10 protein-coding genes are annotated in these 11,954 nt (G+C 70.4%); 3 read left to right on the top strand and 7 right to left on the bottom strand.

The annotated features are described in order from the left end of the window. Positions 1 to 4: 4 nt before the first annotated feature. From glyS to ACK4YQ_RS08810, 4 genes are all read right to left on the bottom strand, one after another. Positions 5 to 2,053 carry a glycine--tRNA ligase subunit beta gene (gene glyS, locus ACK4YQ_RS08825; RefSeq protein ID WP_409610424.1) on the bottom strand — a complete coding sequence of 683 codons (2,049 nt, stop codon included), beginning with the start codon at positions 2,051 to 2,053 and terminating at the stop codon, positions 5 to 7. A 4-nt stretch (positions 2,054 to 2,057) separates the two neighbouring features. After that, positions 2,058 to 2,960, bottom strand: coding sequence for a glycine--tRNA ligase subunit alpha (locus ACK4YQ_RS08820; protein ID WP_409610422.1), 903 nt, complete (start codon positions 2,958 to 2,960; stop codon positions 2,058 to 2,060). Positions 2,961 to 3,045: 85 nt separating this feature from the next. After that, the gene (locus ACK4YQ_RS08815) at positions 3,046 to 3,570 is read right to left on the bottom strand and encodes a hypothetical protein (protein ID WP_409610420.1); all 525 of its coding nucleotides are present in this window, start codon (positions 3,568 to 3,570) and stop codon (positions 3,046 to 3,048) included. A 58-nt stretch (positions 3,571 to 3,628) separates the two neighbouring features. Further along, a complete protein-coding gene (locus tag ACK4YQ_RS08810) occupies positions 3,629 to 4,300 on the bottom strand; it encodes a fasciclin domain-containing protein (RefSeq protein WP_409610418.1) in 672 nt (223 codons plus the stop codon). A gap of 395 nt (positions 4,301 to 4,695) precedes the next feature. Between ACK4YQ_RS08810 and ACK4YQ_RS08805 the strand changes: the two genes are divergently transcribed. Together ACK4YQ_RS08805 and ACK4YQ_RS08800 are read left to right on the top strand one after the other, a co-directional pair. Beyond that, positions 4,696 to 5,034, top strand: coding sequence for a P-II family nitrogen regulator (locus ACK4YQ_RS08805; RefSeq protein ID WP_409610416.1), 339 nt, complete (start codon positions 4,696 to 4,698; stop codon positions 5,032 to 5,034). A 35-nt stretch (positions 5,035 to 5,069) separates the two neighbouring features. Next, complete coding sequence (locus ACK4YQ_RS08800; RefSeq protein WP_409610414.1) at positions 5,070 to 6,527, top strand: ammonium transporter; 1,458 nt, start codon at positions 5,070 to 5,072, stop codon at positions 6,525 to 6,527. A gap of 84 nt (positions 6,528 to 6,611) precedes the next feature. Here the strand turns inward: ACK4YQ_RS08800 and ACK4YQ_RS08795 are convergent, their stop codons facing one another. From ACK4YQ_RS08795 to ACK4YQ_RS08785, 3 genes are read right to left on the bottom strand one after another with little or no spacing between them, the layout of a single operon-like run. Then, on the bottom strand, positions 6,612 to 7,493 hold the full coding sequence (locus ACK4YQ_RS08795; RefSeq protein ID WP_409610412.1) for a 4-(cytidine 5'-diphospho)-2-C-methyl-D-erythritol kinase: 882 nt from the start codon (positions 7,491 to 7,493) through the stop codon (positions 6,612 to 6,614). A 6-nt stretch (positions 7,494 to 7,499) separates the two neighbouring features. Then, a complete protein-coding gene (locus ACK4YQ_RS08790) occupies positions 7,500 to 9,227 on the bottom strand; it encodes a tetratricopeptide repeat protein (RefSeq protein ID WP_409610410.1) in 1,728 nt (575 codons plus the stop codon). 47 nt (positions 9,228 to 9,274) lie between these two features. After that, on the bottom strand, positions 9,275 to 10,948 hold the full coding sequence (locus tag ACK4YQ_RS08785; protein WP_409610408.1) for an electron transfer flavoprotein-ubiquinone oxidoreductase: 1,674 nt from the start codon (positions 10,946 to 10,948) through the stop codon (positions 9,275 to 9,277). A gap of 141 nt (positions 10,949 to 11,089) precedes the next feature. On the opposite strand from ACK4YQ_RS08785, the gene ACK4YQ_RS08780 reads away from it, so the two are divergent. Next, positions 11,090 to 11,917: a uracil-DNA glycosylase gene (locus ACK4YQ_RS08780; protein WP_409610406.1), complete on the top strand. Its 828-nt coding sequence runs from the start codon at positions 11,090 to 11,092 to the stop codon at positions 11,915 to 11,917. Positions 11,918 to 11,954 lie beyond the last annotated feature (37 nt).

Below are 11,954 nucleotides of genomic sequence, written 5' to 3'. Positions count from 1 at the left end.
CTCTTCAGCCCGTCACTTGCGAGAAGTCCGCGACGCGACCCATGGCGTCTCGAACCTGGACGAGAAGCCGCAGGCGGTTGGCCCTTTCCGCCGCGACTTCGGAGTTCACTAGCACCGCGTCGAAAAACGCGTCCACCGGCTGGCGCAGGCCCGAAAGCGCGCGCATGGCGCCGGCGAAGTCCTCGTCCTGCAAAGCCTGCGCCACCTTTGGCTGCACCGCCTGCAGGGCGTCGATCAGGGCCGTCTCCTCTGCGGGCGCCGAGGCCATGGCCTCCGGCGCGCCCTGCGGCAGCGGCCCCTTCTTCTCCTCGGCCTTGAGGATGTTGGTGGCGCGCTTGTACCCGGCCAGAAGGTTGGCGCCGTCGTCGCTGTCGAGGAACCCGGCCAGGGCCTCCACGCGCTTGACGATGCGCACCAGGTCGTCGTCGCCCAGGGCGAACACCGCGTCCACCAGGTCGTGCCGCTGGCCCTGGTCGCGCAAGGACACCTTCAGGCGGTCGGCGAAGAAGGCGAGCAGATCTTCGGCGGTCTTTTCGCTCGCGGCCACGCCGGCGAAGCGGCCGATGTGGGAGCGGACCGTCTGAAGCAACGGCAAGCGGACCCCGCTCTCCAGCACGATGCGGATCACGCCCAGCGCGGCGCGGCGCAGGGCGAAGGGATCGCGCGAGCCGGTCGGCTTCTCGTCGATGGCGAAGAAGCCCGCCAGGGTGTCCAGCTTTTCGGCCAGGGCCACGGCCGCCGAGACGGGCGCGGTCGGGACCGCGTCGCTGGGGCCCTGGGGCTTGTAGTGGTCGCGGATGGCGTCGGCGACGGCGTCAGGCAGACCCTCGGCGCGGGCGTAGTAGCCGCCCATGATCCCCTGCAGTTCGGGAAACTCGCCCACCATGCCGGTGACGAGGTCGGCCTTGCAGAGGCCCGCGGCCTCCGCGGCAAGGCCCGCGTCGGCGCCGACGACCGGCGCCAGGTCGCGCGCCAGGGCGGTGATCCGCTCCACCCGCGCCTGCATCGCGCCGAGCTTGGCGTGGAAAGTCACGCCCTTCAGCTTTTCCAGCCGGTCCTGCAGGCGCAGCTTGCGGTCCTCGGTCCAGAAGAACTGGGCGTCGCTCAGCCGCGCCGACAGCACCCGCGCATTGCCCTGCGCGATCGCCTTACCGCCGTCCGGCGCCTCGATGTTGGCGACCGTCACGAAGTGCGGCGCGAGCTTGCCCGTGGCCGGGTCGCTCACCGCGAAATACTTCTGGTGGGTGCGCATGGAGGTGCGGATCACCTCCGGCGGCAGCTCCAGGAAGCCCGGCTCCATGTCGCCCAGCACCGGCGTCGGCCATTCGGCCAGCCCCGCCACCTCGTCCAACAGGCCCTCGTCCTCGACCAGCTCCAGGTTCCGGGCGAAGCACAGCATCTGAGCGCCGGCCCGGATGCGGTCCTTGCGCTCCTCCACGTCCAGCACGACGAAGTGCTTCTCCAGCCCGTCGCGATAGGCGTCGAAGTCGCGCGCCTTGAACGGCTGGGCGTCGCCCATGAACCGGTGGCCCTCCGTCGTGTCGCCGCTCTGGATCCCATCGATGCTGAAGTCGACGACCTCGCCGTCGAACACGCACAGTATCCGCTTCAGCGGCCGCACCCAGCGCAGGGTTCCCCGCCCCCAGGTCATCGACTTGGGCCAGGGGAAATTGCGCACCACCGCGTCCACCGTCTCGGCGATGATCTCGAGGGTCGGCCGGCCCTTGCGCTCGATCACCGCGAAATAGACGCCGTCGCGTTCGACGAGCTGCTCGCGCGTCAGGCCGGTGGAGCGCAGGAAGCCCTCGATCGCATTGTCGGGCGCGCCCACGCGCGGTCCCTTGCGCTCCTCGGAACGGTCTCCCTGGGCCACCGGAAGCCCCTCGGCCACCAGGGTCAGGCGCCGGGGCCCGGCGAAGCTCTTCAGCGCCTCCGGCAGCAGCCCCTGCTCGGCCAGCCGTTCGCGGGTCATCCGTTCCAGGTCGCGGGCGGCCTGGGCCTGCATGCGCGCGGGAATCTCTTCGGAGAAGAGCTCGACAAGAAGCTGAGGCATGAGACTAGCCGTTGCCCCCTTCGTTGGCCACCCAGGCCTGGGCGCACATCTTGGTCAGGTCGCGGATGCGGCCGATGTAGCTCTGGCGCTCGGCCACGGCGATCGCGCCCCGGGCGTCCATCAGGTTGAACAGGTGGCTGGCCTTGAGCACGTGGTCGTAGGCCGGCAGCACGATGGCCTGCCCCTGCGGGCCCTTCATGGCCAGGAGGCGCGGGACCTGGCGCTCCATGTCCTCGAACTGGCGCTTGAGCACCTCGACGTCATAGCCCTCGAAATTGGCGGCCGACTGCTGGCGCTCGTTCTCCAGGAAGACGTCGCCATAGGTCTGCGGCGCCGGGCCGTCCGGGTCGTTGAAGGCGAGTTCGGTGAAGTGGTCCACGCCCTGCAGGTACATGGCCAGCCGCTCAAGGCCGTAGGTCAGCTCGCCCGCCACCGGCCAGACGTCTAGCCCGCCCACCTGTTGGAAGTAGGTGTACTGCGTCACCTCCATCCCATCGCACCAGACTTCCCAGCCCAGGCCCCATGCGCCGACGGTGGGGTTCTCCCAGTCGTCCTCGACGAAGCGGATGTCGTGCAGGCGCGTGTCCAGGCCGATCGCCTCGAGCGAGCCCAGGTAGAGATCCTGCAGGTCGTCGGGGTTCGGCTTCAGGATCACCTGATACTGATAATAGTGCTGCAGCCGGTTTGGGTTTTCGCCGTAGCGGCCGTCGGCCGGACGGCGCGAAGGCTGCACATAGGCCGCCCGCCAAGGCTTCGGACCCAGAGCGCGCAGCACGGTGGCCGGATGCAGGGTGCCCGCGCCCACCTCCACGTCGTGCGGCTGCAGGATCACGCAGCCCTGACGGCTCCAATACTCGTGGAGTTTCAGGATCAGCCCCTGAAACGAAAGCGGCTTTTTGGAAGGCATTGAGATGGCGATTTCGCGGGCGCAAAAAAAGTCGGCGGACCATAGGGCCCGCCGACCGTCGCTTCAAGCCGCAGGCGGAAGGCTTTTAGCGCCCGTTCGCCTCGGACCGCTTGCCGGCGTTCGACAGCGGCTCGCCGTACTTCTCGCGGTTCTCCGGCGTGTCCGGAATCGGCGCATTGGCGGTGACCCGCGGCTGGACCACGGCCGAGGCCTCGGCGCCGGCCTGGGCGGCGGACGGGGCGGTCAAGCCGGTCCCGGCCGACGAATCCATCGTCGAGGATGCGCCAAGGGTCGAATCGATCGTCGGGGACGTCGTCGTGTCGCCGGTCTGGCCCGCCGGCGGCATGGCCGAGGTGTCGGCCTGGCTCGGCGCTTCCATGGAGTCCATGGAGCCGTCGTCCGGCGCGGAGGTGGTGGCCGAGGCGTCGGCGCCCGCATCGGCGGCCGTATCGGGCATCGGGTTCACCACGCCGGAAGGCATGGTCGTCGACTGGTCGCCGCTCGGCGCGGTCATGTCGGCCGCGGGCGTGCTTCCCACGTCCTGGGCGTAGGCCGCCCCGCCGAGGAGAGCCGCGGCGGACGCGGCGGCCAACAGGTGCTTGAGGGTCATGTCTTGCTCCTTCGTATGGAACTCATCTCGCCCCTCCCCTGCCGGCCGCCGCGTCAGCTCACATCTGCGGTTGGGCCGGCGCTTGTTCTTGCTGAGCCGGTTGCTGCTGGTCGCTGGCCGTGGTCGAGGCCGGGGCCCCGCTGGCGGCCGCGGCCGGCGCGCCCGGCATCAGCACCTTGTCGATCACGTGCACGATGCCGTTGGTGGCCATCACGTCGCTCTGGATCACGTCGGCGTCGTTGACCATCACATGGTCGCCGCTGCCGTCGATCTCGACATTGGTCCCGGCCACGGTCGGCACCGGCCCCTTGGCGCCGGCGAACTTGGCCGCGTCGAGGCGCGCGTTGACGATGTGGTAGGTGAGCAGCTTCTGCAGCTGGGCCTTGTTCTCCGGCAGCATCAGCCGGTCGAGCTCGCCCGGCGGCAAGGCGGCGAAGGCCGCGTCCGTCGGCGCGAAGACGGTCAGGTTCTTGGTCTGCTTCAAGAGGCCCGTCAGGTTGGTGGCGTCGGCGGCCTTGATGAAGGTCTTGAACTGGCCCGACGCCCGCGCGGTTTCGATGATGTCGCCACTGGCGACGACCTTCGGCGTGGTCGCGGCCGGCGCTTCGGCGGCTGGCGCGGCAGGCGCCGTCTCGGAAGGCGTGGGCGCCGCCGGGGCGGTCTGGGCCTGGGCGGCGCCGGCCATCAGGGTGGCGGCGGCCGCGGCGGTCAGCAGTCGATTAAAATACATGTACGGTCCTCTTGCCGTTGGTGGGGCCCGCACTCGGACCCCGCTTCCGTCAATTTGTCTGCAGGGCTCAGCCCAGGCTGACCGGCGCCTTTTACGCCTGTTGGGCGACAGGGTTGCGCGCCTCACGGGTTCGTGAACCTGCGCCACCTCACCGCCGGAATTCCGCCTTCGGAGCGACCAGCAGGGCTCGGTTTCGCACTTAAATTAGGCGCCGCGAGGGCTGCGCCGCCCGTTTTTTGGGCGCAGCCTGCCTTTCCTTGATCAGAGGTTACCGCGCACGTCCGCCGCCGGGTCCCTGCCGATAGCGTCGCCTTGCCGTCGAGCAGCACGTTCATGACGGCTCGGACAACCACGAGGGGCGCGTGTCTGGCTTGAGGCCGCGCGGGAGCGAGCGGATGAAACTGATCATGGCGATCGTCAAACCCTTCAAGCTGGACGATGTGCGCGAAGCGCTCGTCGCCGCCGGCGTCGAAGGTCTGACGGTCTCGGAAGTCAAGGGGTACGGCCGGCAGAAGGGCCAGACCGAGATCTACCGGGGCGCGGAGTACCAGGTGAACTTCGTACCCAAGGTCAAGCTGGAGGCCGTGGTCGATGACGCGGCCGCGTCCAAGGCCGTGGAAGCCGTCAAGGCGGCCGCCGCCACCGGCAAGATCGGGGACGGCAAGATCTTCGTCCTCAACGTCGAGGACGCGGTGCGAATTCGGACCGGCGAGACCGGCTCGTCCGCGCTGTGACGCGCGAACTCAACGGGACAAGGGGATTTAACAAGATGAAGTTCAACCCAATCCAACGGCTGGCCGGGCTGATGCTCGCCGCCGCCATCGTCGGGGCGCCGCTGGCCGGCCCGGCGCTGGCGCAGGACGCCGCCCCGGCGCCGGCCGAAGCCGCGGCGACGGAACCCGCCGCGCCCGAGGCTGCGGCGCCCGCCGAGGCCGCCGCTCCTGCGGAAGCCGCGCCCGCCGCCGAGCCGGCCGCTCCCGAGCCGGAACTGATGGCCCACCAGGCGAAGCTGGAGCTCGACGGCGGCGCCACGGCCTGGATCCTCACCTCGACCGCCCTGGTCCTGCTGATGACCATCCCCGGCCTGGCGCTGTTCTACGGCGGCATGGTGCGCAAGAAGAACGTCATCGCCACCGTGGCCCAGTCCTTCGCCATCACCTGCGTGGTGACCATCGTCTGGATGGCGATCACTTACGGCATGGCGTTCGGCGTGAACCCGTCCGAGGGGCTGAACAAGTACGTCGGCAGCTTCGACCTGTTGTTCCTGAACGGGGTGACGATCGACACGGCCTTCGCCTCGGCCCCGCAACTCCCCGAGTTCCTGTGGGTCGTCTACCAGATGACCTTCGCCATCATCACGCCGGCCCTGATCACCGGCGCGTTCGCCGAACGCATGAAGTTCTCGGCCATGCTGCTGTTCATGGTGCTGTGGTCGATCTTCGTCTACGCCCCGGTCTGCCACTGGGTGTGGGGCGGCGGCTGGCTCGGCGGCCTGGGCGTCCTGGACTTCGCCGGCGGCACCGTGGTGCACATCAACGCCGGTGTGGCGGGCCTGGTCTGCGCCCTCGTCCTCGGCAGCCGCAAGGGCTACGGCTCGGACAACATGGCGCCGAACAACCTGGTCTTCACCATGATCGGCGCCAGCCTGCTGTGGGTCGGCTGGTTCGGCTTCAACGCCGGCTCCGAATGGGCGGCCGACGGCCTGGCCTCCGCGGCCATGCTGAACACCCAGGTGGCGACCGCCGCGGCGGCCCTGGCCTGGATGGCCGTCGAATGGGTCGAGCGCAAGAAGCCCGGCATGCTGGGCCTGGCCTCGGGCGCGGTCGCCGGCCTGGTGGCCATCACCCCGGCCGCCGGCTTCGTGAACCCGCAAGGCGCGCTGATCATCGGCCTGGCCGGCGGCGTGGCCGGCTACGCCGGCGCGGTCTGGATCAAGCGGGCCCTGAAGTACGACGACAGCCTCGACGCCTTCGGCGTGCACGGCGTCGCCGGCATCACCGGCGCCATCCTGACCGGCGTGTTCGCCGACACCGCGATCAACAGCGTGGGCGAAGGCGCCAGCGTCATGAAGCAGCTGCTGGGCGTGGGGGCGACCATCGTCTGGTCCGGCGTGGCCACCTTCGTGATCCTGATGGTCTGCAAGTTCACCACCGGACTGCGGGTGAGTGAAGAAGCTGAGGTCGAAGGCCTCGACCTGGCGCTGCATGGGGAAGCTCTGCACGAGTAGAGCTGGCGCCTCTCCTGGCCAACGAGCGGGGGTCCTTCGGGACCCCCGTTTTCGTTTGGGACCTTCGGGCGCTGCCGGAGGCGCTCAGTCCCAGGGTCCGCCCAGGCGGCAGCGCCGGACCCACCACTCCGGGCGCAGGGCCTCGATCCGCTCGGCCAGGCTCTCGGCCTCGTAGTCGCCGGCGCAAAGAGCAAAGCAGGTCGCCCCCGAGCCGCTCATGCGGGCGAGCAGGGTTTCGCGCTCGTCCTCGAGGCAGGCGAGCACGTCGGCGATCTGGGGCGCCTGGGCCACGGCCGGCGCCTGGAGGTCGTTGCGCAGAACCGACAGCCAGGCGGCGACCTCCTCCACCCGCTCGAAGGCTTCCGGCATGGGGGGCGGCGTGACGTCCGAGAAGGCGCCGGACGCGTCCAGCGCCCTGAACACCGCCGGCGTGGAGACCGGAACACCCGGATTGACCAGCACCGCGTCCAGCACCGGCAGGACCGGCGCCGCCGTCAGACGCTCGCCCCGGCCCTCGGCGAGGACCGGTCGCCCCCACAGGCAGGCCGGACCGTCCGCGCCGAGCTCGGCGGCCACGGCTTCGAGGCCGGCGTCATCCAGGGGCACCCCCAGGGCCTCCCGCAGCAGGCGCAGGGCCGCGCCGGCGTCGCTGGAGCCGCCGCCGAGGCCCGCGGCCACGGGCAGTCTCTTCTCGAGCGTCAGGCCCACCGGCCGCATCGGTCCGCGCCCCCTGGCGATGATCGCGCGGGCGGCCCGCAGCACCAGGTTGTCAGCCTCGGCGGCCAGGGCTCGCCCGAAGGGGCCGCCGACCTGCAGCTCGAGCCCGTCGGAGGCGTAGACTCCCACCCGATCGCCGACGTCGGCGAAGACCATCAGGCTGCACAGCGGATGATAGCCGTCGACGCCCGGCGCGCCGACGTGAAGGAAGAGGTTGATCTTGGCCGGGGCCAGGGCCTGCAGAGCCATGGCCGGTCAGGGGCCCGCGACGCGGGGCGCCTCCGCCGGCCCCTTGAGCCCCAGGCCGGAGGCGAGCTTGGCCTCGGCGTCGGCCTTGATGCGGGCGTCCGGATCGAGGGTCAGCACCCGGCGCCACTGGAACTCGGCCTCGTCGCGCCGGCCGACCCGCCAGTAGGCGTCGCCCAGGTGGTTGTTGATCTCCGGATCGCCGGCCTCCAGCTCGACCGCTTCCTCCAGCAGCTCCACGGCCTTGGCGTAGTCCCCCAGGCGATAGTGGGCCCAGCCCAGGGAATCGATCATGGCGCCGTTGCGCGGATTGCTGGCGACGGCCTTCTCGACCATCCCGAGAGCCTCCTTCAGCCGCTCGCCCCGGTCGATCCAGGAATAGCCGAGATAGTTCAGCAGCTCGGGTTCGTCGGGGCGCAGGTCGAGGGCGGCCTGAAGGTCCTTTTCCGCTTCGGCCCAGCGGCCGGTCCGTTCGAAGGCGACGCCGCGGGCGTAGAGCAGCCGCCAGTCGGGCTCGGACTGCTGGGCGATCAGGTCGGTCAGGATCTCCGCGGACTCGGCGAAGCGTTCGTTGGCGCGCAGGAGGTCGGCGAGGTTGAGCCGCGCGTCGGTGTCGCCGCTCGCGGCCGCCTCGCGGGCGATCCGGATGGCCGTCTCGGGATCGTCGGCGGCCTGGTAGGCCCAGGCGAGCTTGGCCCGCGCCGTGGCGTACTCGGCCGCGCCCGGCTTGACCTTTTCGTAGGCGGCGCGGGCCTGTTCGAACTCGCCGGCGGCGGCCATGACGTCGCCGACCATCACCCAGGCCTCGGCCCGGCGCGGGTCCAGGTGCAGGGCCAGACGCAGATAGGCGAGCCCGAGCTGGTTCTGCTTGGCCGACAGCATGGCGGCGGCCGGGGCGAGCATGGCCTGGGCCGCCCCTTCCTTGAGGCTCGGCGCCTGAGGCGCGGAGCGGCCGGCGGCGGCGCGGGCGCGGGCGGCGGTGTAGCTGGCGCGGTGCGGCTCCCGGGCGAGCGCGGCGTCGTAGAGGGCGATGGCGTCGGCGCGGCGGCCCCGCCGCTCGAGGAAGCCGCCATAGGCGAGGACCGCCATCTCGCTGGGGCGGTCGGTCTGGGCCAGGGCCTTGAAGTCGGTCTCGGCCTCGTCGTAGCGGCGGGCGCGCTCGAACAGGTGCGCCTGGCCGAGCTGGCCGATGTATTCCACGAGGCGGTCGCCGCGGACCTCGGGGCGGACAAGGGAGCCCTCGACGTCGCCGGCCATGGCCGAGGCCCAGGGCTGCAGCAGGGCCGCGGCCGAACGGTGCGGAAAGCCGATGGCGTCGCCGGCCAGGATCTGGCTGGCCTCCTTGCCCCTGCCGTGGGCCATGTCCTCGACGGCGACGGCGAGCTGGCCGAGCCGGCGGCCGCCTTCGGACGCTTCCTCGCCCTCGGGCGCCAGGGCCGCGGCCTTGGAGATGTCGCCGGCCAGGACCGCAGCGATGAACGCCCGCTCGGAGACCACGCCGGCGTCGAGGTCGCCGGTGGCGGCGGCCTGTTCGAAATAGGCGGCGGCCTCGTCGCTGCGACCGTCGTTGAGGGCCGCCTGCCCGGCCAGGAACAGGCCGTAGCCGGAAGCGCCCAACGGCGCGGTCGCCCAGTCCACGTCACGCTCGGCGCCGCCGGCGGCGAGCGGGCCGCCGGCGCATCCCGCCAGATAGAGGACGAGCGGGGCGGCGACGGCGATCAGGAGCGGATGACGCATCTGCGAAAACTCTGCTCTTTGCCGCCGCGCCGCAAGGGCGCGAGGCGTCACATGTTCGGATAGTTGGGCCCGTCGCCGCCCTGGGGCGTCGTCCAGTTGATGTTCTGCGAGGGGTCCTTGATGTCGCAAGTCTTGCAGTGGACGCAGTTCTGGAAATTGATCTGGAACCGCGGGTTCTGGCCCTGCTCGTCGTACAGCACCTCGTAGACGCCGGCCGGGCAGTAGAGCCGCGCCGGCTCGCCGAACCGCGGCAGGTTCACGCTGATCGGAACGCTCGGATCCTTCAGCTTCAGGTGCGCCGGCTGGTTCTCGTCGTGGTTCGTCGCCGACAGGAACACCGAGGAGAGCTTGTCGAAGCTGACCTCGTTGTCGGGCTTGGGGTAGACGATCGGCTTGTAGTCCTTGGCCAGGCCCGTCGAGGCCGCATCGGTCTTGCCGTGCTTGAGCGTGCCCCAGGGGGACCAGCCGCCCAGCATGTTGGCCATGATGGCGTCGAGCCCGCCAAGGCCGATGCCGGGGATGGTGCCGAATTTCGACCACAGCGGCTTGAAGTTGCGGACGCTCTTGAGCTCCTTGGCCACCCAGGACTTGTGGTAGCTGTCCTCATAGGCCTTGAGCTCGTCGCCGGCGCGGCCTTCCTGGATGGCGGCGAAGGCGGCCTCGGCCGCCAGCATGCCGCTCTTGACCGCGTTGTGGCTGCCCTTGATCCGCGGCACGTTGACCATGCCGGCCGAGCAGCCCAGCAGCACCCCGCCGGGGAAATAGAGCTGCGGCAGCGACTGGTGGCCGCCCTCGGTGATCGCCCGCGCGCCGTAGGCGATGCGCTTGCCGCCTTCCAGATAGGGCCGGATCGCCGGATGGGTCTTGAAGCGCTGGAACTCGTCGAAGGGCGAGATCCACGGGTTCTTGTAGTTCAGGTGGACCACGAAGCCGATGGCCACGTAGTTGTCCCCGAAGTGGTACATGAAGCTGCCGCCGCCGGTCTGGTTGTCCAGCGGCCAGCCGAAGGTGTGCTGGGTGAGGCCCGGCTCGAAGCACTCGTCGGGAACCTGCCACAGCTCCTTGATGCCGATGCCGAACTTCTGCGCGTCGCGGCCCTCGGTCAGGCCGAACTTGGCCTGGAGCTGCTTGGCCAGGGAGCCGCGCACGCCCTCGCCGATGAAGGTGTACTTGGCGTGCAGCTCGACGCCGGGCTGGTAGTCGGGGCCGGGCTGGCCGTCCTTGTCGACGCCGAACACGCCGGCCACGACGCCCTTCACCGAGCCGTCGGCGTTGTAGACCACGTCCGAAGCGGCCATGCCGGGGTAGATCTCCACCCCCAGGCTCTCGGCGTGCTGGCCCAGCCAGCGGCAGACGTTGCCCAGGGAGGCGATGTAGTTGCCGTGGTTCAGCATGAACTTCGGGAACGGCAGCCAGCTGATGTCCAGCTCGCCCTGGGGCCCGAGCACCAGGAACTTGTCCCGGGTCACCGCGGTCTCCAGCGGCACGCCCTGTTCCTTCCAGTCGGGGATCAGCTCGTTGATGCCCCGCGGATCGATCACCGCGCCGGACAGGATGTGGGCGCCGACCTCCGAGCCCTTTTCCAGCACGGCGACGGAGATGTCGGTCCCGGCCGCGGCGGCCAGCTGCTTGAGCCGGATCGCGGCGGACAGCCCCGAGGGGCCGGCGCCGACGATGACGACGTCGTACTCCATGGACTCGCGTTCGACGTCTTGGCTCATTTTCCCCAGTGCTCCTTCTTGCGTTGCGCGGGCGAGGTCCCCTCCCCTAAACCCCGCGCAGCGTTGATCCGTCGCGCGACTTATCGGAAGGTCGCACGCTGGCGGTCAAGGATAAACAAGGCCGCACGGGCCGAAGGCGCCATGACTGAGACGTCCAGAACACCCCCCGAGCGCGCCGCCGAGAGCCTCCTGGCCTTCTGGGCCGAGGCCGGCGTGGACGCCATGCTGCTGGACGAACCGCTCGACCGGATCGCCGCTGGGCGCATCATCCCGCCCAAGCCGCCCGAGCGTCGGAGCGAGGCGCCGCAGAAGCCCGCCGCCGCCGCCCGCGGCGGTCCCGACGTCTCCGCCGCCATCGCCGAGGCGCGGCGGGCGGCCGGCGAGGCGAAGGACCTGGAGGCCCTGAAGGCCGCCATCGCCGCCTTCGAGGGCTGTCCCATCCGCTTCGAGGGCGCCGCGCGCCAGGCGGTGTTCGCCCGCGGCCGCCCGGACGCGCCGCTGATGGTCATCGGCGAAGGCCCCGGCGCGGAGGAGGACCAGCGCGGCGAGCCTTTCGTCGGCCGCGCGGGCCAGCTCCTGGACCGCATGCTGGCGGCCGCAGGCCTGAAGGACCGGGTGTTCATCACCAATACGGTGTTCTGGCGCCCGCCGGGCAACCGCACCCCGAGCGCGGCCGAGCAGATGGTCTGCGCCCCCTTCGTCGAGCGGGCCATCGAGCTGGTGGCGCCGCGCATGATCCTGCTGCTCGGGGCGGCGGCGGCCAAGTCGATGCTCAAGCGCGACGAGGGCATCCTGTCCCTGCGCGGGCGGTGGTTCGAGTGGCGCAGCGCCGACGAAACGCTCGAACTGCCCGCGATGCCGACGCTCCACCCGGCGTTTCTGCTCAGACAACCGGCGGCCAAGAAGAAGGCGTGGAGCGATCTGATGACGCTGACGGAAAGGCTTGATCGGCCGGACCGGCCTCATTAAGCCTAAGCACGCATCGGAAAAGGGCCACGCAGACACG

The organism is Phenylobacterium sp. (assembly GCF_046291545.1).
In the GTDB taxonomy this organism is placed as follows: Bacteria; Pseudomonadota; Alphaproteobacteria; order Caulobacterales; family Caulobacteraceae; genus Phenylobacterium.
This window is presented reverse-complemented; position numbering and strand designations above follow the sequence as displayed.

Bases quoted from the DNA above. Each gene is read 5' to 3' on its own strand.
- glyS (WP_409610424.1), bottom strand. From the start codon at position 2,053: ATGCCTCAGCTTCTTGTCGAGCTCTTCTCCGAAGAGATTCCCGCGCGC.
- ACK4YQ_RS08820 (WP_409610422.1), bottom strand. From the start codon at position 2,960: ATGCCTTCCAAAAAGCCGCTTTCGTTTCAGGGGCTGATCCTGAAACTC.
- ACK4YQ_RS08815 (WP_409610420.1), bottom strand. From the start codon at position 3,570: ATGACCCTCAAGCACCTGTTGGCCGCCGCGTCCGCCGCGGCTCTCCTC.
- ACK4YQ_RS08810 (WP_409610418.1), bottom strand. From the start codon at position 4,300: ATGTATTTTAATCGACTGCTGACCGCCGCGGCCGCCGCCACCCTGATG.
- ACK4YQ_RS08805 (WP_409610416.1), top strand. From the start codon at position 4,696: ATGAAACTGATCATGGCGATCGTCAAACCCTTCAAGCTGGACGATGTG.
- ACK4YQ_RS08800 (WP_409610414.1), top strand. From the start codon at position 5,070: ATGAAGTTCAACCCAATCCAACGGCTGGCCGGGCTGATGCTCGCCGCC.
- ACK4YQ_RS08795 (WP_409610412.1), bottom strand. From the start codon at position 7,493: ATGGCTCTGCAGGCCCTGGCCCCGGCCAAGATCAACCTCTTCCTTCAC.
- ACK4YQ_RS08790 (WP_409610410.1), bottom strand. From the start codon at position 9,227: ATGCGTCATCCGCTCCTGATCGCCGTCGCCGCCCCGCTCGTCCTCTAT.
- ACK4YQ_RS08785 (WP_409610408.1), bottom strand. From the start codon at position 10,948: ATGAGCCAAGACGTCGAACGCGAGTCCATGGAGTACGACGTCGTCATC.
- ACK4YQ_RS08780 (WP_409610406.1), top strand. From the start codon at position 11,090: ATGACTGAGACGTCCAGAACACCCCCCGAGCGCGCCGCCGAGAGCCTC.